Annotated in this window: 20 protein-coding genes; 11 read left to right on the plus strand and 9 right to left on the minus strand. The window is 72.9% G+C overall.

Annotated elements, in window-relative coordinates:
• The 3 genes from GUY59_RS22370 to GUY59_RS22380 all read left to right on the plus strand — a co-directional run.
• Positions 1-513, plus strand: a 513-nt coding sequence (locus tag GUY59_RS22370; protein WP_161714648.1) for a TSUP family transporter, incomplete at its 5' end; no start/stop codon positions are given.
• 131 nt (positions 514-644) lie between these two features.
• Positions 645-2,588, plus strand: coding sequence for a sialidase family protein (locus tag GUY59_RS22375; protein WP_201761197.1), 1,944 nt, complete (start codon positions 645-647; stop codon positions 2,586-2,588).
• A 198-nt stretch (positions 2,589-2,786) separates the two neighbouring features.
• Entirely contained in the window at positions 2,787-3,476 is a 690-nt protein-coding gene (locus tag GUY59_RS22380) for a FadR/GntR family transcriptional regulator (protein ID WP_138200508.1), read from the plus strand.
• A 19-nt stretch (positions 3,477-3,495) separates the two neighbouring features.
• On the opposite strand, the gene GUY59_RS22385 is transcribed toward GUY59_RS22380, so the two are convergent.
• The 7 genes from GUY59_RS22385 to GUY59_RS22415 form a co-directional block, all read right to left on the minus strand.
• Positions 3,496-6,075, minus strand: a complete 2,580-nt coding sequence (locus GUY59_RS22385) for an FtsX-like permease family protein (protein ID WP_138200507.1) — start codon at positions 6,073-6,075, stop codon at positions 3,496-3,498.
• Positions 6,072-9,146 (minus strand): ABC transporter permease, encoded by a 3,075-nt coding sequence (locus GUY59_RS22390; RefSeq protein WP_138200506.1) that lies wholly within the window; start codon positions 9,144-9,146, stop codon positions 6,072-6,074. The genes GUY59_RS22385 and GUY59_RS22390 overlap by 4 nt, the downstream gene beginning before the upstream one ends.
• 120 nt (positions 9,147-9,266) lie before the next feature.
• The gene (locus GUY59_RS22395) at positions 9,267-10,577 is read right to left on the minus strand and encodes a family 43 glycosylhydrolase (protein ID WP_138200505.1); all 1,311 of its coding nucleotides are present in this window, start codon (positions 10,575-10,577) and stop codon (positions 9,267-9,269) included.
• A 215-nt stretch (positions 10,578-10,792) separates the two neighbouring features.
• Positions 10,793-11,551, minus strand: a complete 759-nt coding sequence (locus GUY59_RS22400; RefSeq protein WP_138200504.1) for a class I SAM-dependent methyltransferase — start codon at positions 11,549-11,551, stop codon at positions 10,793-10,795.
• A 203-nt stretch (positions 11,552-11,754) separates the two neighbouring features.
• The gene (locus tag GUY59_RS22405) at positions 11,755-12,036 is read right to left on the minus strand and encodes a hypothetical protein (protein ID WP_138200503.1); all 282 of its coding nucleotides are present in this window, start codon (positions 12,034-12,036) and stop codon (positions 11,755-11,757) included.
• A 2-nt stretch (positions 12,037-12,038) separates the two neighbouring features.
• Positions 12,039-12,881 (minus strand): universal stress protein, encoded by an 843-nt coding sequence (locus GUY59_RS22410; RefSeq protein WP_132333822.1) that lies wholly within the window; start codon positions 12,879-12,881, stop codon positions 12,039-12,041.
• A 54-nt stretch (positions 12,882-12,935) separates the two neighbouring features.
• Positions 12,936-13,100: a hypothetical protein gene (locus tag GUY59_RS22415; RefSeq protein ID WP_161714649.1), complete on the minus strand. Its 165-nt coding sequence runs from the start codon at positions 13,098-13,100 to the stop codon at positions 12,936-12,938.
• Between the two features lie 253 nt (positions 13,101-13,353).
• Between GUY59_RS22415 and GUY59_RS22420 the strand changes: the two genes are divergently transcribed.
• Together GUY59_RS22420 and GUY59_RS22425 are read left to right on the plus strand one after the other, a co-directional pair.
• The gene (locus GUY59_RS22420; RefSeq protein ID WP_138200502.1) at positions 13,354-13,554 is read left to right on the plus strand and encodes a hypothetical protein; all 201 of its coding nucleotides are present in this window, start codon (positions 13,354-13,356) and stop codon (positions 13,552-13,554) included.
• Positions 13,555-13,620: 66 nt separating this feature from the next.
• A complete protein-coding gene (locus tag GUY59_RS22425; protein ID WP_138200501.1) occupies positions 13,621-15,774 on the plus strand; it encodes a DUF6351 family protein in 2,154 nt (717 codons plus the stop codon).
• Between the two features lie 85 nt (positions 15,775-15,859).
• Here the strand turns inward: GUY59_RS22425 and GUY59_RS22430 are convergent, their stop codons facing one another.
• Positions 15,860-16,540, minus strand: coding sequence for a methyltransferase domain-containing protein (locus GUY59_RS22430; RefSeq protein ID WP_161714650.1), 681 nt, complete (start codon positions 16,538-16,540; stop codon positions 15,860-15,862).
• Positions 16,541-16,691: 151 nt separating this feature from the next.
• Between GUY59_RS22430 and GUY59_RS22435 the strand changes: the two genes are divergently transcribed.
• The 5 genes from GUY59_RS22435 to GUY59_RS47600 all read left to right on the plus strand — a co-directional run bounded on the left by GUY59_RS22435 (position 16,692) and on the right by GUY59_RS47600 (position 19,989).
• Entirely contained in the window at positions 16,692-17,858 is a 1,167-nt protein-coding gene (locus GUY59_RS22435) for a sensor histidine kinase (RefSeq protein WP_161714651.1), read from the plus strand.
• The gene (locus tag GUY59_RS22440) at positions 17,855-18,448 is read left to right on the plus strand and encodes a response regulator transcription factor (protein WP_138200498.1); all 594 of its coding nucleotides are present in this window, start codon (positions 17,855-17,857) and stop codon (positions 18,446-18,448) included. The genes GUY59_RS22435 and GUY59_RS22440 overlap by 4 nt, the downstream gene beginning before the upstream one ends.
• Positions 18,449-18,532: 84 nt before the next feature.
• The gene (locus GUY59_RS22445; protein ID WP_138200497.1) at positions 18,533-19,528 is read left to right on the plus strand and encodes a hypothetical protein; all 996 of its coding nucleotides are present in this window, start codon (positions 18,533-18,535) and stop codon (positions 19,526-19,528) included.
• 30 nt (positions 19,529-19,558) lie between these two features.
• Entirely contained in the window at positions 19,559-19,801 is a 243-nt protein-coding gene (locus GUY59_RS22450) for a hypothetical protein (protein WP_138200496.1), read from the plus strand.
• Positions 19,795-19,989, plus strand: coding sequence for a hypothetical protein (locus GUY59_RS47600; protein ID WP_201761199.1), 195 nt, complete (start codon positions 19,795-19,797; stop codon positions 19,987-19,989). Before GUY59_RS22450 ends, GUY59_RS47600 begins: the two co-directional genes overlap by 7 nt.
• Positions 19,990-19,998: 9 nt before the next feature.
• Here GUY59_RS47600 and GUY59_RS22460 read toward each other — a convergent pair whose 3' ends face one another.
• Positions 19,999-20,379 (minus strand): winged helix-turn-helix transcriptional regulator, encoded by a 381-nt coding sequence (locus tag GUY59_RS22460; RefSeq protein ID WP_138200495.1) that lies wholly within the window; start codon positions 20,377-20,379, stop codon positions 19,999-20,001.
• A 127-nt stretch (positions 20,380-20,506) separates the two neighbouring features.
• On the opposite strand from GUY59_RS22460, the gene GUY59_RS22465 reads away from it, so the two are divergent.
• The gene (locus GUY59_RS22465) at positions 20,507-20,914 is read left to right on the plus strand and encodes a RidA family protein (protein ID WP_138200494.1); all 408 of its coding nucleotides are present in this window, start codon (positions 20,507-20,509) and stop codon (positions 20,912-20,914) included.
• Positions 20,915-20,948 lie beyond the last annotated feature (34 nt).

Below are 20,948 nucleotides of genomic sequence, written 5' to 3' on the forward strand. Positions count from 1 at the left end.
GTCCTGGTGACGGGGGCGGGGCTGGTGGGCATGCCGGTCGGCCTGCTCGCGGTCACGGCGATGAGCGCACGCTCGCTGTCGGTGCTCATCGCCTGCGTGGTCCTCGCGTTCGCCTTCGTCCTCGCGCGCGGGGCGACGGTCAGGCCCGGAGCCGCCCCGGCGGCGGCCGCCGGTTTCGTCAGCGGGGCGCTGCTGACCTCGACCGGCATGAACGGCCCTCCGCTGGTCGCGGGCTTCCAGGCGATGGGGCTGGAACCGCGCGAGTTCCGCGCGACGCTACAGGTGGCTTTCTGCGCGTGCGACACGCTGGCCATCCTGGGTTTCCTGGCCGTCGGCCGGTTGACCGCGGACAGCCTGCTGCTCACCGCCGCCGGTCTGCCCGGCATGGTCGTGGGCTGGTGGCTGGGAGATCGGCTCTTCGCTCGGACGGACCCGCAACGCTTCAGGAAGATCGTCCTGGCGGTGCTGGTGGCCAGCGCCTGCATGGCCCTGGCCCAGGCGGCTCTCGGCTGAGCACGGCCCGTCCTGCAGGGACTCCACGTCGGAAGGTGAACATTCTGTGTTCACCCTCTCTTCAACATCCAACGTCCGACGTAGGATGTCCTCTCAAATCAGGACCTTCTCCTGCCAGGAAAGGCGAAGACATGCAGCATGGTTACCCCCCGGAGGGCCGTGCCGGGCGCTCCCTGCGCCGCCGGGCCGGCGCCGTCATGGTGCTCGCGGGTTTACTCGTCACCGTGTTCGGCGCGCCGGCGACAGCGGCGCCGACTGAGACGCCGACTGAGACGCCGACTGAGACGTCAGAAGCCGGCAGGGCCGGCGACACCGCACCGTCCGTGGACGAGCAGGTGCTCTACAAACAGGGCGACTTCGGATACGCCTGCTTCCGGATCCCCGCCGTCGTCCGCGCCGCGAACGGCACGATCCTGGCCTTCGCCGAGGGACGGGTGAAGGACTGCGGCGACGACGAGGACATCGACCTCGTGCTGCGCCGGTCCGCCGACGGCGGACGGACCTGGGGACCGCTGCAGGTGGTCTCGGAGGGGAACGGCACGACCCACGGCAACCCGGTGCCGATCGTGGACGAGCGTACCGGGCGGGTCGTGCTGGTCAGCACCCACAACGGCGCCGAGCCGTGCCCGGACGGCTGCGACCGCGACCCCTGGGTGCAGGTCAGCGACGACCACGGGGAGACCTGGTCGGCCGCCAGGGAGATGACCGAGGGCAAAAGTCCCGAGTGGAACCACTGGTACGCCACCGGCCCGATGCACGGCATCCAGCTCAAGCACGGCCCGCACGCCGGCCGGCTGGTCGTCGGCGCGAGTTACGAGAGCTGGGACCGGGTCGGCGCGCACGCCTACGGCACGCACCTGCTCTACAGCGACGACAGCGGGGCCACGTGGAACATCGGCGCCGAGACGTCCTACGACGACGGCACGATGATCGCCCAGGAGGTCACCGTCGTCGAGCTCACCGACGGGAAAATCTACGCCTCGGCCCGCGAACGCGGCACCGACGAGGGCAGCAGGGCGTACGCGACCAGCAGCGACGGCGGCGAGTCCTGGGACGAACCGTTCCGCACCATGCCGAAGCTCGCGACGACCGACGTCCAGGCGTCGCTGCTGCGGTACGACGACGGGCGCATCCTCTTCTCCTCGCCGATGCACCCGGGCGCCAGGGAGGCCATGGGGATCCGCTCGTCCTACGACGAGGGACGCCGCTTCGAGACGTGGGACGAGGGCAAGGTCTTCCACTGGGGGCCGTCGGCGTACTCGGACATGGTGCGCCTCGACGGCGACGAGGCGGCCCTGATGTACGAGGCGGGCGACGTCTCGCCGTACGAGCAGATCCGGTTCGCGCGCTTCGACGAGTCGTACCTGGAGACGCCGAACGGTCCGCCGCCCGGTGTCCCCGGGCCTCCGGCGCCCGGCCCGGCGACACCTGACACGTCGCCGTACCGCAACCAGGCGTTCGTCCGCGGCGGCGCGCAGACCACCGGCGGGCGGTTCGGCGGCGGACTGGCCCTTGACCGGGTGGACGACCGGGTGGAGGTGCCTTTCGACGACTCCATCGACCTCGGCGCGAAGGACTTCACGCTGACGTCATGGATCAGGTATTCGGAGACGACCGGCGCGCACACGATCCTCTGGTTCCACCGGGTCGACAGGGGCACGAACCCGCCGGCGTTGTGGTTGCGGGCCGAGCCGGCGAGCAACCGCATCCGGGCGATCCTCGCCGTCGACCGGTTCGACGTGACCGTGCAGTCGGCGAGCGCGTACAACGACGGGCAGTGGCACTTCGTGGTGCTCCAGCGGACAGGCGGCGAGCTGCGGCTCCTGGTGGACGGCCAGGAGGTCTCGTCGGCGGCGGCGCCGGCCGGTTCCGTGACCCTCGGCAAGGAGTTCGGGGTCGAGGGCATCCACGTCGGGCAGCGGCTGGACGGCGCGGACCGCTTCCGCGGGACGATGGACGAGGTACGCGTCTACCGGCGCGCGCTCACCGCCGCCGAGCTGGACCTGATCCGGCAGCGGAACCTCCCCGTCGGCGGGAGGCTCGGGCTGCGGCTGCCGTTCGACCGCGTCGGCTGATCACCTTCACCGTGGGCGCCACCCCCGTGGACATCCTACGTCCCCGGACCGGTGGCGCCCGCGAACGAGCGGCGAACGAACGACGTGCGCCCGGTGGCCGCACCATGTAATGGGCGTAAAATCTGCCGCACCGCCTGGCCCACGGGGACCGAGAGGTGGGATGTTCGACACGAGGTCTTCGACGAGCCTGGAGGCAGCATGCCCACGCGTGACGGCGCGTCGCTGCAGGAGCGCATCGTCGCCCTGATCCACGAGCGCGGTCTGGCCCCCGGGGCGCCGATGCCCACGGAAGTGCAGTTGATGAACCTGCTCGGGGCGAGCCGCAACAGCGTGCGCGAGGCCGTACGAGCCCTGAAGGCGCTGGGCATCGTCGAGATCCGGCACGGACATGGGACGTTCGTCGGGCACGCGTCGCTCGACGTCCTGACCCCGTCGCTCGCCTTCCAGGTGCGTGCGGGCCAGGGCGGCGGGATCCGCGCGCTGCACGACCTGGTCGAGGTGCGCGAGCTGCTGGAGACGGGGCTGATCGGCCAGGTGACGCTCGACACCAGCCCCACCCGGCTCGCCGCGCTGGACGCCCTGGTCACCGGCATGGACCGCGACCGCGAAGCCGATCGGGCGTTCCACGCGCTGCTGTACGAGTCGTGCGGCAACGAGCTGGTGCTGCAGCTCATCGGGCTGTTCTGGGACGTCTACCACGAGGTCGAGCCGACGCTCGGGCCGCCGGAGGAGCGGACGGCGGAGATCGTCGTCAACCACCGCAGGATCGTGACGGCCCTCCGCGCCCGTGACCCCGAGGCCGCCCGGGAGGCGATGCGGCTGCACTTCCGCGACGTCAAGGCGCGCATCGCACGAGCGCAGGCCCGCCCGGTGTCCGCCCCGACCTGACCGCGCACAGGTGCGGGGGTCAGGAATCGTCCACGCGGAGCACGGCGCCGGGGTCGCGGCGGCGGCTCATGGCGGTGTGCGCGTACGCCCCCAGCGCGGCGCACAGCCCCAGCCCCGCCGCCAGCGCCACGGGAGTGAGCAACCCCGGCGCGGGTCCGGAGACCGGCAGGCCACCGGCGAACGCGGACACGTCCACGCCGGGCCCGAGCGCGGCAGGCAGGACGAGACCCAGGGCCAGGCCCACCGGCGCCGTGATGACCATGACGGGCAGCAATTCGAGCAGGGTCAGCCGCCGGGCCTGCCGGTCGGAGAGCCCGAGCGTACGCAGCAGCGACACCGCCCTCGCCCTCCCGGCGGCCCCGGCGACCAGCGACAGAACGATCGCGACCAGCGCGTACGCCCCCAGCGCCACCGTCACGACGACCATCGTCGTGCGGACCGTGCCCGTGAGCGGGTCGGCCTGGACGGTGGCCAGCGCGGCCTCCTGCGTCTCCACGGTGGCCGAGGGCACCAGCCGCGCCAGCTCGGCGGGCGGGATGTCGCCCTTGATCAGCAACGTGTTGGCGGCGGGCCAGGGCAGTACCGCGCGCGACACGAGGAGGAACTGCCCGCTGGAGTAGAAACCGGGCACCGCGTCGATGACCCCCTGGGTGGTCAGCCGCACCGGCGACAGCCACGTGAGCTCGAAGGTGCCGCGGTCTCCCAGGGCGGGCGAGAGCAGCGCGGACGTGTCCCCGGACAGCGCTGGCAGGCCGATGGGGGCGTCCTCGTTGACCCGCCGCCACTGATCGAGGTCGACGGCGACGGCGTACGGCTGCTCCCCCGTGGTCCTGATCTGGACCCGGCCCGTCAGCGCGGGCGCCACCTGCTCGACCCCGGGTGCCCGGCGTACCCGCTCGACGACGTCGGGCGGGATGTCCGCGGCCGTCGTCAGCTTGATCGGCGCGCCCACCTTCTGCCAGGACGCGAGCCGCTGCGTGGTGGTGATCCCGTCGTGGACGACCGCGGCGAACACCGACAGGCTCAGCGCGGGCAGCAGGATCAGCACCGCGAGCGCACCCGTGGACCGCCCTCTCGCCGCCCCGGCCAGCCCCAGGAACGGTACGGCCGCTCGCCTCCGCGCGGCCAGCCGGACGAGCAGCCGCAGCGGGTACGGGTAGCACCGCAACGTGATCAGCGCGGCCGCCAGCGCCAGTGCCACCGGGATCACCAGCAGGAACGGATCCTGCGAGGCGGTGCCGGCCGGCCCGCGGGTCCGCGACAGGTACGCCCCCGTCAGCGCGAGCACGACGACCAGCGCCCCCGCCGTCAACCGCCGCGCTGACGGCCTGACCAGGTCGGCACGGCGCTCCCGCAGCGGCGTGCGATGGGCGAGCACCAGGCGTGCCACGGCGAAGGACACGGCGGTGACGACCACGACCGCCGGTCCGAGGTGCACGATCGGCAGCGCGGGACCCGGCAGGAGGAACGACAGGGCGTACCCGGCCAGGGCCGCGGGCCCCACCGTGAGCGCGGTCACGGTGGCTCCGGCGGACGCCACCTGCCACAGCGAGGCACCGCGCGCCCGTGCCAGGGCGATCGTGCGCTCCAGCCGGTCGGTCATCAGCCGCAGCCCGAGCATGATCACGCCGAGCGCGACCGCCAGCAGGCCGCCGAGCACGAGGTACATGACGGTCCGCGCGGCGGACAGCCCGGTCAGGAAGCCGGCGAGCAACTGGGGCAGCCCGGTGACCACGCGGTAGCTGATGGCGCCCGTTCCCTGGACGTCGACCTGCCGCCGGAACTCGGCGACCGCGGCTTCGGCGCGTGGCGCGTCGAGGGCGCTCGCGGCCCCCGCGTCGAGGGGAAGCACCCAACGGTAGGCCAGGGTGCTCGCCTTGTCGGTGAGCGCGCTCAACGCGTCGTCCGACATCAGCGTCGTGGTGTGGAACTGCTCCGGACCGTCCGCCGGCACGACATGGGTGACGTGCAGGACATCGGCGTCGTGGCTCCAGGAGCGGCCGCCCGGGTCCTTGGGCCGGAAGACGCCGACGATCTTCGCGGCGGTGTGCACGCTCTCCCCCAGCATCCTGGTCTGGCCGACGCGCAGGCCCATCCTGGCCACGGCCTCCTCCACGACGCCCACCTCGATGACCGGGATGGTCGCGCCGCGGTAACGCATGGTGGAGGGCTTGCCGGGCGCGCGGCCTCGTACCCAGTCCACGCGCCGGCCGGCGTCGGACAGCCAGCCGAGGTTGACGAAGGTGCGGCGCGGCCCGACCGCCTCGTCGACGGGCGTGCGGAAGGTCTTGGCGCTGATGTGGCCGCCGCGCCCGATCAGGGGCCGCAGCGCCACCGGGAGGAGCCGGCGCCACTGTCGGGCCGCGCTCTCGAACTCCGCGCGTGAGTGCAGCTCACCGGCGGGCCTGGCGGGAGCCGCGGTGACGGTCAGGTCGGTCCGCACCGCGGCGGTCCCCGCGAGCGACCGGAGCAGCGCCTCGTCGAACGACGCCTGCATCGTCCTCGGCAGCCCGGCGACGAGCAGGCAGGCGACCACCGTCAGCACGACGAGCAGCGCCGACGTGCCCGCGTGCGCCCGGACGTTCAGGGGGATCGTCACCTCTCCTCCAAGGCCTGCCCCCGCCACATGCGCCGGGCCAGCACGGCGACGATCGCGACGAGCACCGCCGTCACCAGGGCCAGCATCCCGGCGACGGCCGCCCACGGGATGTGGAACAGCACGCCGGGCGTGACCGCCGACGCCTGCCCGGTCAGCACGACGCGCGGGACCACGAGGTTTCCGACGACCACGGCGAGCCCGGTGCCGGCCACGAGCGACAGGCCGATGACGAACGCCTGCTCCGTCGCCAGCATCCCGAACACCTGGCGCGGCCCGGTGCCCAACGCCCGCAGTACGGCGAACTCGGCCCGCCGCTGCCGCGCGGCGACCACGGCGTTCACCAGGAACCCGAGCACCGCGAACCCCAACGCCGCGGCGAACGCCAGGGTCAGCGCCCCCTGCAGCGCGCCGGCCAGCGGATCGTCGCGCAGTTTGGCCCCCAGCTCTCGCCGGTCGACCGCGGAGACGTCCCATTGGGGGTTGCGGCGCAGGATCTCCCGCGCGGGCGCGGTGTCGCCGGCGGCGAGCCACCATTCGGTGGCGGGCCGGGACGGTCGCGCCGCGGCCAGCTCGTACGCCTGCAGCGTCTCCCAGTCGGCGAGCACGGCCTCCTGGCCGGGATCGCTCGTCGGCATGCTCGTCACGATTCCGGCCACCCGGACCCGCATGACCCGCCCCGAGATGCGGACCGTCCCGCTCTCCCCGGTGTCCAGCTTGAGCGTGGCGGCCAGGCCCGACGTGAGCACCACGGGCAGCGGCCCGGGCTCCCCGGACGCCCCGGGCGCCCCCGGCGGCCCGAAGGCGATCACGCCCCGCGGGCCGGCGACAGCCCTGGCCACGGACACGTCCCGTCCGTCCGCGCTCAGCCCGGTCAGCCGCAGGCCTGCCTGCTCCCCGGTCAGCTCTCCGGCCTGCTCTCCGGCCACGAGGCCACGTACCGACAGCGGACAGGTGATCGCGCCGGCGCGCCCGGTCATCGGGGCCAGGTCGAGCTCGATCCGGTTGCCGCCCTCCCGCAGGTCGCCGAGCGGCAGGTCGTGCCACACGCCCAGCCCGTCGGAGAGCACCAGCCGGGCCGGCCCGGCGGCGCGCGACTCGACCCGCACGGTGAGGGTGCGCGGCCGTCCCGGCAGGTCCACCGCGCCCGTCCGGTCCCCGCGGAGGGCGGCGGACAACTGCGGGAGCGTCCGCGCCGACAGGTCGGGGCGCAGGCGGAACACCTCGCCGAGCCGGCCCGCGTCCAGGGCGAGCAGCAGCGCGCTCTCGCCGCCCACCCCGGTCGGCGCGCGGAAGGCGGGAGAGGCGGCGGTGACGCCGGGCAGCGCCGTGAACGCCGTGCCGCGGCCGAGCACCCCCAGCTCGGGCCCCTCGGGCGGCCCCGACAGGCGCAGGTCGGCGGACGCCTGGTGATCGGCCTGGTCACGTTGGCTGGCCTGCCAGGTGGAGGTGGTGGCCATGGAGACGACGCCGATCGCGATCGCCAGGGTCAGCAGCAGCGCGGGGCCGGCGTACGTGAGCGGCCGCCTGCTGACCTGCCAGGCGCCCAGCGCGGGGGCAAGACCGGGCAGGCGCGAGGTCAGCCGCTCGGCCTGCCGTGACACGCGCGGCACCAGCCGCAGCCCCAGCAGGCCGCCCGCGAGCAGGGCCAGCGCCGGGCCGGAGATGATCAGAGGGTCGATGCCGAGCCCGCCCGACGCCGTCGCGGTGACCGGCGCGCCGTAGCGCTGGAGCTGCCAGATCGCCAGCGCGGCCACCGCCAGCAGCGCCAGGTCCGCGCCCGCGCCCTGGATCAGTCCGCGCCGGCGACCGCGCCCGCGCGCCGACTGCTCCTCCACGTACGTGCGCCGCGCCCCCGCCACCGCCGGCAGCGCCAGCAGCACGGCCGCGGCCAGCGCCACCCCGGACGAGACGAGGAACGCGGCGGCGTCGGCCTGCGGCGCCAGCCGTACTCCCGAGTCACCGATCCAGGGCAGCATGCCGATCAGCGCGAGCAGCGGCGGCCCGAGGAACGGCGCCACGATCGCGCACGGCACCGCCACCAGCAGCGCCTCGCCGCCCGCCAGCGCCGCGAGCCGCGCCGAGCCCGCGCCGCGCGAGCGCAGCAGCGCCACCTCCATGCGCCGGTGGTCGGCGAGCAGCCGCGCGGTCAGCATCAGCGCGTACCCGGCCAGCAACAGCAGCTGCAGCACCGGGATCAGCATCGTGGAGCGGGCCACCAGGGACGCGGTGGCGAGCTGGGTGAGCAACTCGGGCAGGTCTGCGGCGGTCAGGCAGTTCGCGCAGCCGGCCGCGCGCAACCGCTCCCCCACCCGGCTCACGGCCTCGGCCAGCGGGCGCAGCCGCTCGGGCGTCAGCGCGCCGAGCTCCGGCTCGGCCACCCACAGGGCCCGCACCCCGGTGGCGAAGCGCGCGACGAACGTCTCCTTCGCCACCATCAGCGGCCCGTACGTGGTGTACTCGCCGCGCTCCACGCCCCGGCTCAGCAGCTCCTCACCGGCCCAGCGCTCGGCCACGGGGTCGTCGAGCCGGAAGACGCCCACGACGCGGACCCGCACGGGGTTCCCGTCGAGCCGCGCCTTCGTGACGAACTCCTCGCCCGGCTCGAACCCGGTGGCTTCGGCCGCCTGTTCCGAGATCGCCGCCTCGACGGCCTCCCCGCCGTTCCCCGGCCACCTGCCCTCGACCGGCCTGGCGTGCCGGCCGAGCCCGTCGTGGCTGCCGAACCGCAGCAGCTCCGGCAGTTCCTCGCCGTCCTGCCCCGGCATGACGTACGAGTCCGAGCGCAGGCTGGTGGTGACGGCCGGAGGCGCTCCGTAGGCCGCGGCGAGCTCGCCGCGTACCATCCGGTCGTACCGCGGGAAGGTCTCGGCGTCGACCTGGGCGCTGATCGTGGTGGTCGTCTGCCCGTACGAGGCCGTCTCCATCGCTCTGCGCACGCCCGCGCCGGCGATGGCGGAGGCGTACATCGTCAGCGCCACCAGCGCGGTCGTCGTCAGCAGGATCGAGCAGAACGCGGCCAGGAGGAGCAGCGGTTCGCCGAGCGCCCGCTTGACGACCAGCGGCCCTCGCATGCCTGCTCTCCTTCCCCGACCATCACACCATCGGTGGCCCGGTGGGGCCGGGGCAAGAGTGCCGGCGCACCTGATACGCGCACGTGATCAACGAGCCGCCGGATCCCGCCCGGCGCCGGCTCAGCGGTGGCCGCGGCGCTGGACGTACAGGCGGTGGCCGCGCGGGCCGGTCCATTCCAGCCGGACGACCCCGGCCACGGCGGCCTCGTCCCTGCGGGCGGGGTCGGCCCAGTAGCCGAAGCGCGGGTTGCGGAAGAACGTCGCCCAGAGCCGCCCGCGATGGTCCTTGAAGATGTTGTTGTGACCGGCGCCGACGCCCATGGTCCACCGTTGCGAATAGGGCCCCTCGAAGCGGTCGGCGACGGCGACGACCGCGTCGTAGTGGTACTGCTCACGGCCCTCGCCGGCCGGCTCGTAGGCGTGGCGGGTGGTGCCGTCGGGGTTGGCCGACCTGCGGTTCCAGGCGGCGTGCAGCAGGAGGTACTTTCCCCCGTGCTTGAACACGTACGCGCCTTCGAGGTACGGCTCCGGCGTGTACGGCGTCTGCCGGAACTCCGGCAGGCCGGTCACCGGGACGATGTCCTCCATGTCGTCCCTGAACCGGGCGTACAGGTTGTTGTGCAGCACCAGCCAGGCGTCGCCGCCCTCGGTGTAGATGCTGCCGTCGATGTGGTGGTACGCGCCGGGCTCGATGAAGTCCGGCCCGCCGTTCAAGGGGTCACCGAAGGGCTTGTCGTGGTTGCCCTCCACCAGCCGGTACGGCCCCTCGACCCCGCCCTCGCTCACGAGCATGAATGAGCCGACCTTCCGGGAGTGGTCGCCCATGCACGCCACGACGTACCACCTGCCGCGGAAGTGATGCACCTCCGGGGCCCAGGCGGCGGACCGCTTGCCGAACCGCTCGTCGTGCCAGTACTCCTGCCACGGGGCGACCACCACACGTCCCGGCCGGTTCTCGCCGGCGAACTCGGGCGACCACACCTTGCCCTGCTCGGCTCCGGGCCGGATGCGCGTGGTGTCGGCCAGCCTCCACGGCCCCCGCAGGTCGGAGGCCACCCAGACGAAGATGCCGTCGTTCCACGGGGCCGGCCCCTGCTCGCCGGCCGCCCGGGTGGTGCCGGTGGCGACGTAGACCGGGCGGCCGCCGACGACGAAGCAGTTCACGTAGGTGTCCCGCATCCAGACCCGTTCGAGCTCCCTGTCGCGGGGGCGCAGTTCGAGCGGGAGCAGGAAGGAGTTGTCCGGACGCGGCCACAGGTCCGGGCGGGTGTCGGCGAGGCCGTAGGGCTCGGGGTCGGGCCAGTTGGGCGGGTGCCTGCGCATGGAGGCGGCCTCCGCGCTCGCGGGCAGCGCCGCCGTCCCCAGTACGCCCGCGGCTCCGGCCAGCAGGAACCTACGGTCCACGTGCGATGCGTCCTCGGCGTCGGTCATCGGTCATGTCCTCTCGCGTCGGCCTCTGTTCGGCGGCCGGTCGCGCGTGGCGGCCCGGGGACGAGGTCCCTGGCGCCGTGGCCGCGCGATAGGGCCGCCGATGTGCGGCATGCGGGAAGTCTGCCGAAGACATCTGAATTAGGTCAATAAGTCGGAAGAAATACACCAAGAACGCGAGCGCCGGGTCACCGGCGTCCGAGGGGCACCACGCCGGGCTAGCCACGTTCGAGCGTGAGCAGCGGCTCGGCGAACTCGGGCGCCGGCGCGCCGGGATCCAAGGCGACGAACCGCTCCAGGCGGCGGAAACCCTCCTCCAGCTCGTCGGGGCTGAGCTGGGCGAAGAACGAGAGGGTGCGCAGGCGCAGCCGTTCGAGCATGTCACCGCGGGTGCCGGGGGACGGCTCGGTCACCGTACAGAAGCCGGCGACGCGCCAGCCGTCCGACGTGAACATCTCGATGACCTCGTGCAGCGGCTGGAACAGCGCGGCGTCCACCTCGAAACCGCGGTGGAAGTGCTCAAGCCACCACGGGCGGGGATGGTGGTCGCTGAAATTGGCGCGCAGGAGCAGCCGCCCGCCCGGCCTGAGCACCCTGCCGAGCTCCACGACCGCCCGCGGCTTGTCCTGGACGTGGTGCCAGGCCAGGAACATGAGAGCGTAGTCCGCGCTGCCGGGCGGCACCGGCAGGTCCTCGGCGAAGCCTGCCAGATAGCGCACGTCGGGATGCGGGGACTGCGCCTGCGCTATCTCGCGCATGCGGGCCGCCGGCTCGACGCCGGTGACCGGGCCGAACGTCCGCGCCAGCGCGGGGGTGAACCTGCCGGTCCCCGAGCCGACGTCGAGCCCCGTCAGCGGACGCCGCTCGGGCAGCGCCGCCGTGAAGGCCGTGAGCCAGGTACGCAGTTGCGGCCCGGAAAGCGCCCGGCCGCGCGCGTAGTCCTGGTACTGCTCCGTGTCGTAGTCGATCCGTCTCACAGCAACCCCCGCACCGGTCGGCTGACCATCGATCCGATGTATCGACCTGATACATCGGGACGATATGTCGTGACACGTCATACCGCAAGGGGCCGTCGGCGTGGAGACCCGTCAGGCTCGCGGACGAAGCGCAGTGAGCCGGGGACGTCACGCGACCCGTGGAACCCGCCGGAGGTGATGCCGCCGTTGCCGCGCGAGGCTCCCTAGCTTGCGAGGTACCCGCCGCTGGCGTCGGGGTCGTGGCCCACGGCGCCGTCCACCTGGGTCGACTGGTGGGCGGTGAACCCCCGGCCCGACGGGTCCTCGCCGGTCTGGGCGCCGAAGAACGACAACGTCGACGAGATGGTCGAGCGCGTGGCCGCGGGGGCGGCGGTGTGCATCGGGGCCCGCTCGATGGCGGAGTACCACGCGGATCCCGAGCTGACGTGGTTGCCCATCGCCGACGTCGAACCGCTCCGGACCGCCCTGGCGTGGCCGAAGGGCACGGTCAGGCGCGTACCACCGCCACCGGGCACCGGGCGTGGTGCAGGACGCCCCGGCTGACGGAGCCGAGCAGCATCGAGCCCAGGAAACCGCGTCCGTGCGAGCCCACCACCAGCAGGTCGGCATGTCCGGACGCGTCGGTGAGCGCGTCCACGGGATGCGTGGACCGCGTGTCCTCCATGATCTTCACCTCTGGATGGCTCCGCGCGAAGGCCGCCAGCCGGTCGCGTACGACGCGGTGTTGCGCCGTACGGATCTCGTCCATGTCGTAGGCGATCACCGGTGCGTACGCGTGCACGGGCAGCTGCCAGGCGTGCACCGCGCGGAGGGTGGCTTCCCGCAGTTCCGCCTGCCGGAAGGCGTAGGCGAGCGCGGGCTCGCCCTCAGGCGTGTCGTCCACCCCCACGACGATCTCCCCGCGGGCCGGGCGGCTCTCGCCGCGCACGACCACGACGGGGCAGCGGACATGCCCGGCCACGTACGTGCTGACCGAGCCGAGCAGGGCGCCGGCGAAACCGCCGAGGCCGCGGCTGCCCACCACGATCTCGGTGGCGTCGTCGGCCTGCTCCCGCAGGACCACGGCGGGCCCGCCCTCGACGATCCGGGTGGTGACCTCGACGGTGGGCCGGCGCTCGCGAACGAGCTCCTCCGCTTCGCTCAGGATTCTCCGCCCCTCGCTCCACAGCAGCTCGGGCAGGCCGATATTCGAGTATCTGCCGATCGGGTACGGCCCCGGATCCACCGCGTGCACGATCCGCAGCGGCACCCGCATGCGGAAGGCGTCGTCCGCCGCCCATTCCACGGCGGCTCGTGAGGCTACGGAGCCATCCACTCCTACGATGACCATGACCTGTGCTCCTTTCGTCGCGCTTCCCTCGGGCCTCGCCGGCACCCGCCGGGCTCAGCCCCGCGCTGGCAGCACCGGCTCCAGGGTGGTGTCGGGGCCGACACGGGGCCTGCGGTCCCCCGCCGGCAGGTCGCCACGTGCCGGTCCGACTGCTCCCGCCGGCCGCACGACCAGGACGCGGCTCATCACCTTTCGCGCAGTCAGCTCATCGATGCCCATGACTCCTCCTCGACCTGCCGGTCACCCCACGACCTCGCACAGGAGTCCTTCGACGCCCGGCCTCGTGATCAGCTGCGGGTGGGCTTCGCCGGACGGGTGGCCATGACACTCACCTCCACAGGTCTCATGCCCAGCGCGTCAGGAAGCAGGCGGCCTGGTCAGGGCCGAGGTGGAACGCGACGATGGTCTGATGTCCGGAACGTGGCCGGGTCCCGCAGACGCCCGGCGTCCCCGCTCGACCGGGTTGGAGGAGATGGTTGGGCACCAGGCCGGCGACGCGGCGGGGACGGCCACGGACGGCCTGCTCGTGGCGCTGTTCGCGTACGCCGAGGGGATCGAGGCCCATCTGATGGGCCTCGACCGGGATGCCCTGTCGCCGGCCCGCCGGCTCGGCTTCGACCACGTCTGGACCCGTACGTCGCTTCCGCCGCTGCGCTGGGACGCCCGGCGCTGACCCCCTTCGGTCAGGCGAGCGACGGGAACTATGGCTCATTGATCACTGATGACGTAAAAAGCCGATATGAGAACGTTTGCACGCCGTTTATCCTCACTGTCGGCTGCCGTCGTCGTCGCGACCGCCCTCGCCTCGGCCCCGGCGACCGCCGAAGCCCCGGGCGACGGGCCGGCCTTCACGGTGCTCTCGTCGCGCCCGCAGGTCGTGTCCGCGGGGAACGCCCTGGTCCGCCTCGACATCCCGGACGACCTCTCCGCCAAGAAGGTACGGGTGAAGCGCGGCGGGACGGACGTGACCGCGAGCTTCCGCGCCGTCGACCGGGGCCGGGCCCTGGAAGGACTGGTGACGGACCTGCGGACCGGGCGCAACGTCCTCACCGCGACGGCGCGTGGCGTCCGGGCGGCGCGCATCGTTCTCGACAGCCATCCGGTCACCGGGCCGGTGTTCTCTGGGCCGCACGAGCAGCCGTTCGTCTGCGACACCGAGGCGTTCACCACGGTGACCGGGGACAAGCTCGGCCCGCCGGCGGACGAGAACTGCTCGATCACCACCCGCGTCGACCAGGTGTACCGCACCACGGCCGGGAAGTTCGCGCCGCTGCCCGCGGACCAGGCCCGCCCGGCCGATCTCGCCTGGACGACGACGAGCGCCGGCCGCCGGGTGCCGTACATCGTGCGCGTGGAGACCGGCACCGTCAACCGGGCCGTCTACGAGATGTCGATGCTGGCCGACCCCGAGGCCGGCGAGCCGGATCCGTGGCGGCGCTCGCCCGGCTGGAACGGCCGGCTGATCTACACCTTCGGCGGCGGCTGCTCCGGCGGCTGGTACATCCAGGGTCGCAACACCGGCTCCGTGATGGACGACAGGATGTTGCGCCAGGGGTACGCCGTGGCGTCGTCGTCGCTGAACGTCTTCGGCAACAACTGCAACGATCTCCTCGCCGGCGAGACGATGAGCATGGTCAAGGAACGGTTCATCGAGGCGTACGGCGCTCCCAGGTTCACCATCGGCTGGGGATGTTCGGGCGGATCGTACCAGACGCACCAGATCGGCGACAACTACCCCGGCCTGCTCGACGGCATCGTCTCCGGCTGCAGCTTCCCCGAGGTCGGCTTCGCCACGGTCAACACCATCACCGACGCGCGCCTGCTCGACCACTACTTCCGCGAGGTCGCGCCCGGCGCCTTCAGCCAGGAGCAGCAGCAGGCCGTCTCCGGCTTCGGACGGTGGGAGAGCATCGCGAACCTCGCCGGGGGCGGCGGCCGGATCGACCCGCGGATCTTCTGCCCGGACCAGCTCCCTGAGTCGTCGCGCTACCACCCGGACAACAACCCGGCCGGCGCCCGGTGCGACGTGTACGACCACACCGTGAACGTCTACGGCCGCGATCCGCAGACCGGGTTCGCCCGCCGTCCGCTGGACAACACCGGCATCCAGTACGGCCTCGGCGCCCTGCGCGACAAGGCGATCACGGTCGAGCAGTTCCTCGACCTCAACGAGGGGATCGGCGGCTTCGACGCCGACGCGAACCACGTGCCGGAGCGCACGGAGGCCGACCTGGCCGCGACGCGGGCGGCGTACCGGAGCGGGCGGCTGCTCAACGCGGGCGCCGGCCTGGCGCGCATGCCGATGATCGACTACCGCGCCTACACCGACGACGCGGCGGGCGGGGACATCCACATGCGCTTCCACTCGTTCTCCACCCGGGAGCGGCTGCGGAAGGCGAACGGCACCCACGCCAACCAGGTCATGATCGTCGAGGACAACCGGTACGGCGGGTTCTCGCTCAACAGCCCCGTCCTGCTCGACGCGCTGACACAGATGGACCGGTGGCTCACCGCGATCGGCGCCGACCACCGTCCCGGCCGCCCGCTCGACAAGGTGGTGCGGAACAAGCCACGCGAGCTCACGGACGCCTGCTGGACCCGCGACCCCGAACCCCGCGAGATCACCGAGCGGCAGGTCGCGGGCAACGGCACGACCGCCTGCAACACGCTGTACCCGGTGTGGACCTCACCGCGGCTCGTCGCGGGCGGCCCGATGGCAGGCGACGTCGTCAAGTGCCGGCTCCGGCCGGTCGATCCCGCCGAGTACGGGACTCCTCTGACGGAGCTTCAGCTCGACCGGCTGCGGAAGCTCTTCCCCGGCGGGGTCTGCGACTGGGACGCGCGAGGGATCGAGCAGCAGGGCCTCGCCGGCACCTGGCAGTCGTTCGGATGAGGTGAGTACGGCCCACCGACCCCGGGGCGCCCTTCCACGCCGGCGCCCCGGCCCCGTCCCGGGACGCCGAGGCGTCCGGGCCGGTTCATGGGTGCCTGGTCACCGTCAGCATGTGGTCGGCGCCACGCTGGAACTCGAAGGCGACCCTGCGCGGCGCGCACGTCAGCCCTTCCGCGCGCAGGTCCTCCCCCAGCGCGTCCAGAAAGCCGACGGGCTCCCCGTCGCCCATGCGGACCAGCGGGAAGATCCGCACCTCTCCCCTGCTGACCCGGCTCATCTCCATGATCGCCGCGCGGTGCCACTCCCGGTCCAGGTGATCGGCCCACGTGAACAGCAGGTGGGAACAGAGCACCAGGTCGGCGCTGTCATCGGCGAACGGGAGGTGCGGCAGGCCGGCCGCGACGTAACAGCCGGGGCGCTCACGCAGATCGGCGATGAAGTCCCTGCGTGCGTTGAGGCGCAGGTCGCGGCGGCGTTCCGTCGAGCCGTACCAGTCCCACACGAACCTGTCCGCGTTCGCGTCGATCATCGCGTCACACTGGTCCAGGTCGGCCTGCAGCCGGTCGGCGAGGACGCCGGCGCCGTGCGCGTAGAGCGGGTCCACCGCCGTGGTGCGGGCTCCCCTGACCCTGGCCCCGGCGACGAAACCGGACGCCCCGCCGGCGCAGTCGAGGATGACGCCGTCCAGGTCACGGTCGTCGATCGAGAACATCGCCCGGTATTCGGCGAAGGAACGGGACGACATGATGATGTCCGCCTGGTTCACGACCTTCCCCCAACGCCAGTACCGCCGCGTTTCTGCGAAGACCCTAGCAAGCCGCCACATGGCGCCCGCGGTCCTGGGCGAGCGACCGGGCGCCGGCGTTGTGACATTCGTCAGGGTTCGGCGGGCGGAGCGTCCGGTTAGGGTGGGGCGCATGAAGGGTCGGCTGTGGACCTCCCTCTATCTCGTCGTCCTGGTGTGGCCGGTGCCCGGGTTCCTGGCGTCCGGCCCTTCCGGCGTCATGGCCGGGCTGATGGTCGTCGGTCTGGCCTGCTTCGTCGCCCTCTACTTGCGGGTCGTGTGGACCGCGCTGGACCGCCCGCACCGCAACGCGACCCCGTACAGCCTGATCCTGCTCTTCATGGTCGCGGCCGCGATGGTACCGGTATTGGGCGAGATGTGGGTGTTCGCGACGTCGTACTTCCTCGTCACCGCAGCGGCCACGGCGCTGCCCGCGCGGGCTCTGCCGGCGGTGGGCGGGGCGGTGGTCGTGGCCATCCTGCCCGCCCTCGTGCTGCTCGGCAGGTCGCCGGCCGAGTTCTGGTGGATGCCGCTGCAGACCGTCGTCTTCACCGTGGCCATGCGTGCCTTTCTCCAGCTCAACGCCGCGAACAAGGCACTGAGCGAGGCCAACGTCGAGGTCGAGCGGCTGGCCGTGGACAACGAGCGCCTGCGCTTCGCCCGCGACATGCACGACCTCCTCGGTCACAGCCTGGCCGTGATGACGGTGAAGAGCCAGCTCGCGGCCAGGCTCGCCACCGCCGACCCCGAACGGGCCAGATGGGAGATGGAGGAGGTCGAAGAGCTCTCCCGGCAGGCGTTGTCCGACGTGCGTGAGGCGATCGGGGGCTACCGGGAGCCGTCGCTGCGCGGAGAGCTGGACGGCGCCCGTCGCGCGCTCGACACCGCGGGCGTGCGGCTGGACGTGACGGCCGGCCCGCTCCCCGCCGACGCCGAGCCGGTCCTGGCGTGGGTGGTCAGGGAGGCCACGACGAACGTCGTCCGCCACAGCGGCGCCCGCCACTGCCGCATCCGCCTCGGCGTCGAGGACGGGCAGGCGTACGCGGAGGTGTACGACGACGGCCGCGGGCCCGCGGACCCCCCGGAGCCCGCGGACGCCTGCGGCAACGGGCTGCGCGGGCTCGCCGAACGCGTCCACGTGGCGGGCGGCGCCCTTCACTACGGGCCCGCAGAGGGCGGAGGCTTCCTGCTGACCGCCAGGCTGCCCACATTCGACGAACACGACGGGCAGGCCGGGCAGGCCGGGCACGGTGAACGCTGGGAGCGCGGCCGGCGGGTGGACGTGGCGGAGGTGACGTGATCCGTGTCCTGCTGGCCGACGATCAGCACCTCGTACGCGAGGCGCTGGCGGCGCTGCTCGGCCTTGAGCCCGATCTCGAGGTCGTCGGCCAGGTCGGCCGCGGCGACGAGGTGGCGGGCGCCGTCGCCCGGTTCCGTCCGGACGTCGTGCTGCTCGACATCGAGATGCCGGGCCTCGACGGTCTCAGCGCCGCGGCCGGGCTCACCGGCGAACGTGTGATCATCCTGACCACCTTCGGCCGTCCCGGATATCTGCGGCGGGCCATGGACGCCGGCGTCTCCGGCTACGTGGTCAAGGACGCACGGGCCGGGGAACTGGCGGACGCCGTCCGGCGGGTGCACGCCGGGGAGCGGGTGTTCGACCGCAAGCTCTCCGCCGCCAGCCTCTCCGCCGGGGCGAACCCGCTCACGGGCCGCGAACGCGACGTACTGCGCGCCGCCACCGAGGGCGGCACCATCGCCGACGTCGCCCGCCGTCTCTACCTGTCCGACGGCACCGTGCGCAACTACCTGTCGTCGGCGATCGGCAAGCTCGGCGCGCGCAACCGGGCGGAGGCGGCGCGTGCCGCCGAGTCGAAGGGCTGGCTCTGAGCGGCGGCCCTGAGCGGCGGCCCTGAGCGGCGGCCCTGACGAACGTCACTACCGGCCACGCCCTGGCCTGGCGAGGCTTGAGGCATGGGTAGACGTATCGCGCCCGCGCTCGGGCTCTTCCTGTTGTCGCCGCTGATCGGCGAGTTCCTGCTGGGCAACCTGCCCGTCACCATGGTGTTCGCGCTCATCGCCCTGGCCCCGCTGTACGGGGGCGGCGCGCTGCTCGTCCGTGAGCTGGCCAGGCGCCGGGGCGCCGGCTGGCCGGGCATCGTCCTGCTCGCCGTCGCCTACGCTCTCGTGGAGGAGGGCCTGGTCACGCGCTCCCTCTTCAACCCTGGTTACGCGGGGATGGACCTCACCTCGTACGCGTGGATCCCCGGCGTGGAGGTGAGCGCCTGGTGGGCGACGTTCGTGCTGGGCGGCGTGCACGCGGCGGGCAGCATCTGCGTCCCGATCGCGGTGGCGGAGTCCTTCGTGCCGGCCAGGGCGGCGGAGCCGTGGCTGCGTCTTCCCGGGCTGGTGATCGCCGGGCTGCTGTTCGTGGTCGGGGCGGTGGCCGCCGCCATGTTCGACCCGGCCGCGCACCAGCCCTCCCCCGCCCACGTCGCGGGCGTGATCGTACTGACCGGGCTGCTGGTCCTGCTCGGCCTGCGCCGCCGGCGCCCGGTCACCGGGCCGCGAGGACGGGCTCCGGGGCCGTGGCCGGTGCTCGGTTTCTCCCTGGCGGCCGGGGCGGTGTTCTGGCTGGCGGCCCTGGCGCTCGACATCCTGGGCGCGTGGCCGGTCGTGGCCGTGAACATCACCGTGTACGCCGCGGTCTGCGTCCTGGTGACCCGCTGGTCCCGGCGGCCCGGGTGGGGAGCGGCCCAGACGTTCGCGCTGGCGGCCGGCGGCGTGCTCACCTACGCCTGGCACGGCTTTCCGCAGCCTCCCGCCGTACCCGTGGAACCGGCGATCGACCTCGCGGGGAACACCGTCTTCGCGCTGGCCGCAGTCGCGCTGCTCTCCGTGGCCGGGGCGCGGCTGCGCTCACCGCGGCTCGCCCGCCGGGAGCGAGCCTCGATGGAGGGATCTCCATGAACGCCGTGTGCCCCTGGATATAGTCACACCGTGTTCACGCTTCGTTCCTTGGCGGAACGTTCGTCCCTCAGCCTCACGGTGCTGGTCGAGGGCAGGCCGGGCGCGATGGACGAGCCGGTCGCCTGGGTGCACAACACCGAGCTGCCGGACCCGTCCCCTTACGTGCGCGAGGGGGAGCTGACGAGCGGAAGCAGGCGCTGGTCGGCATGGTGCGCCGGGGCGACGCGCTGGCCACGGCCATCTCCCGGGGAGCCGGCGCCGGCGGGGTGCTGAACGTTCTGCGGCGTGACTACGACCTGCCCCTCGCGGTGGTCGACAGGATGGCCCGCTCGCTCGGGACGGCATTCCTGTCGGCCGACATCCCGGCCACAAGCACGATCACACGCGAACTGCTCGGCTGGCGGCCCACCGGCCCCACCCTGCTGGAGGACATCGCCGCGGGCCACTACGACCAGCCCTGAACGATGCCGTCAGGCGTCGAAACGGCGGCGGGCCCCCTCGATGTGACCGAGGTGTTCCTGGGTCCAGTCGCACATCAGGTCGACCGTCGCACGCAGAGCCCGGCCCGGCGCGGTGAGGGTGTACTCGACGCGCGGCGGCACGGTGGGGTGCACCTTCCGCTCGGCCAGGCCGTTGCGCTCCAGCATGCGTAGGTTCTGGGTGAGCATCTTGTGGCTGATCCCCTCGACCTCGTCCCGCAGCTCGCTGAAGCGCAGGGTCCGCTCACCGAGAGCCTCGATGATCAGCAACGCCCACTTGTTGGCCACATCCGAGAAGATCTCCCGCGCCAGCGAGTCCGCGCGCCTCAGGTCCAGGTCGTCGGACGAACCCTCGAACTGCTTGGTCACCATCACGTTCCCCAGTCACCCAGAAGTGCGTTCTTCCACGTCAGCCGACACTCTCCTATGGTTTCCCGGTAACCGCAAGAGAGCACGGGCGTCCCGGGCACCCGGGCACCCGGACAAGGGGGCGTACGCCATGGCCATCACCCTGATCGATCCCGTCGGACTGCCCGAGATCGACGTCTACCGGCAGGTGTCGATCGCGTCGGGATCGCGGCTGGTCTTCGTCGCCGGGCAGGTCGCCTGGGACGCCGACGGAATCACGGTCGGCGAGGGCGACCTCGCCGCGCAGGTCGAGCAGTGCTACCTCAACATCGCCACCGCCCTGGCCGGCGCGGGCGGTTCCTTCGGCGACGTGGCGAAACTGACCGTCCACGTCGCCGGCTGGGCCCCGGACAAGATGCCCTCGCTCCTGGAGGGGATCTCGCGAGCGGCCGCGAGACTGGGGGTCACCCCGGTCCCGCCGGCCACGCTGCTGGGGGTCGCGGCGCTGGACGTACCGGAGCATCTGGTCGAGGTCGAAGCCATCGCGGTCCTCGACTGAGCGCGGATCCCGCCGCCTGGCACCTGGCCGCGGC

This window comes from Nonomuraea sp. K271 (genome assembly GCF_009908215.1).
GTDB lineage: Bacteria > Actinomycetota > Actinomycetes > Streptosporangiales > Streptosporangiaceae > Nonomuraea > Nonomuraea longispora.

Coding starts and splice junctions, on each gene's coding strand:
- GUY59_RS22445 (WP_138200497.1), top strand. CDS start 18,533: ATGGGTAGACGTATCGCGCCCGCGCTCGGGCTCTTCCTGTTGTCGCCG.
- GUY59_RS22410 (WP_132333822.1), bottom strand. CDS start 12,881: ATGGTCATCGTAGGAGTGGATGGCTCCGTAGCCTCACGAGCCGCCGTG.
- GUY59_RS22420 (WP_138200502.1), top strand. CDS start 13,354: ATGGTTGGGCACCAGGCCGGCGACGCGGCGGGGACGGCCACGGACGGC.
- GUY59_RS22425 (WP_138200501.1), top strand. CDS start 13,621: ATGAGAACGTTTGCACGCCGTTTATCCTCACTGTCGGCTGCCGTCGTC.
- GUY59_RS22380 (WP_138200508.1), top strand. CDS start 2,787: ATGCCCACGCGTGACGGCGCGTCGCTGCAGGAGCGCATCGTCGCCCTG.
- GUY59_RS22390 (WP_138200506.1), bottom strand. CDS start 9,146: ATGCGAGGGCCGCTGGTCGTCAAGCGGGCGCTCGGCGAACCGCTGCTC.
- GUY59_RS22415 (WP_161714649.1), bottom strand. CDS start 13,100: ATGGGCATCGATGAGCTGACTGCGCGAAAGGTGATGAGCCGCGTCCTG.
- GUY59_RS22435 (WP_161714651.1), top strand. CDS start 16,692: ATGAAGGGTCGGCTGTGGACCTCCCTCTATCTCGTCGTCCTGGTGTGG.
- GUY59_RS22375 (WP_201761197.1), top strand. CDS start 645: ATGCAGCATGGTTACCCCCCGGAGGGCCGTGCCGGGCGCTCCCTGCGC.
- GUY59_RS22395 (WP_138200505.1), bottom strand. CDS start 10,577: ATGACCGACGCCGAGGACGCATCGCACGTGGACCGTAGGTTCCTGCTG.
- GUY59_RS22460 (WP_138200495.1), bottom strand. CDS start 20,379: ATGGTGACCAAGCAGTTCGAGGGTTCGTCCGACGACCTGGACCTGAGG.
- GUY59_RS22465 (WP_138200494.1), top strand. CDS start 20,507: ATGGCCATCACCCTGATCGATCCCGTCGGACTGCCCGAGATCGACGTC.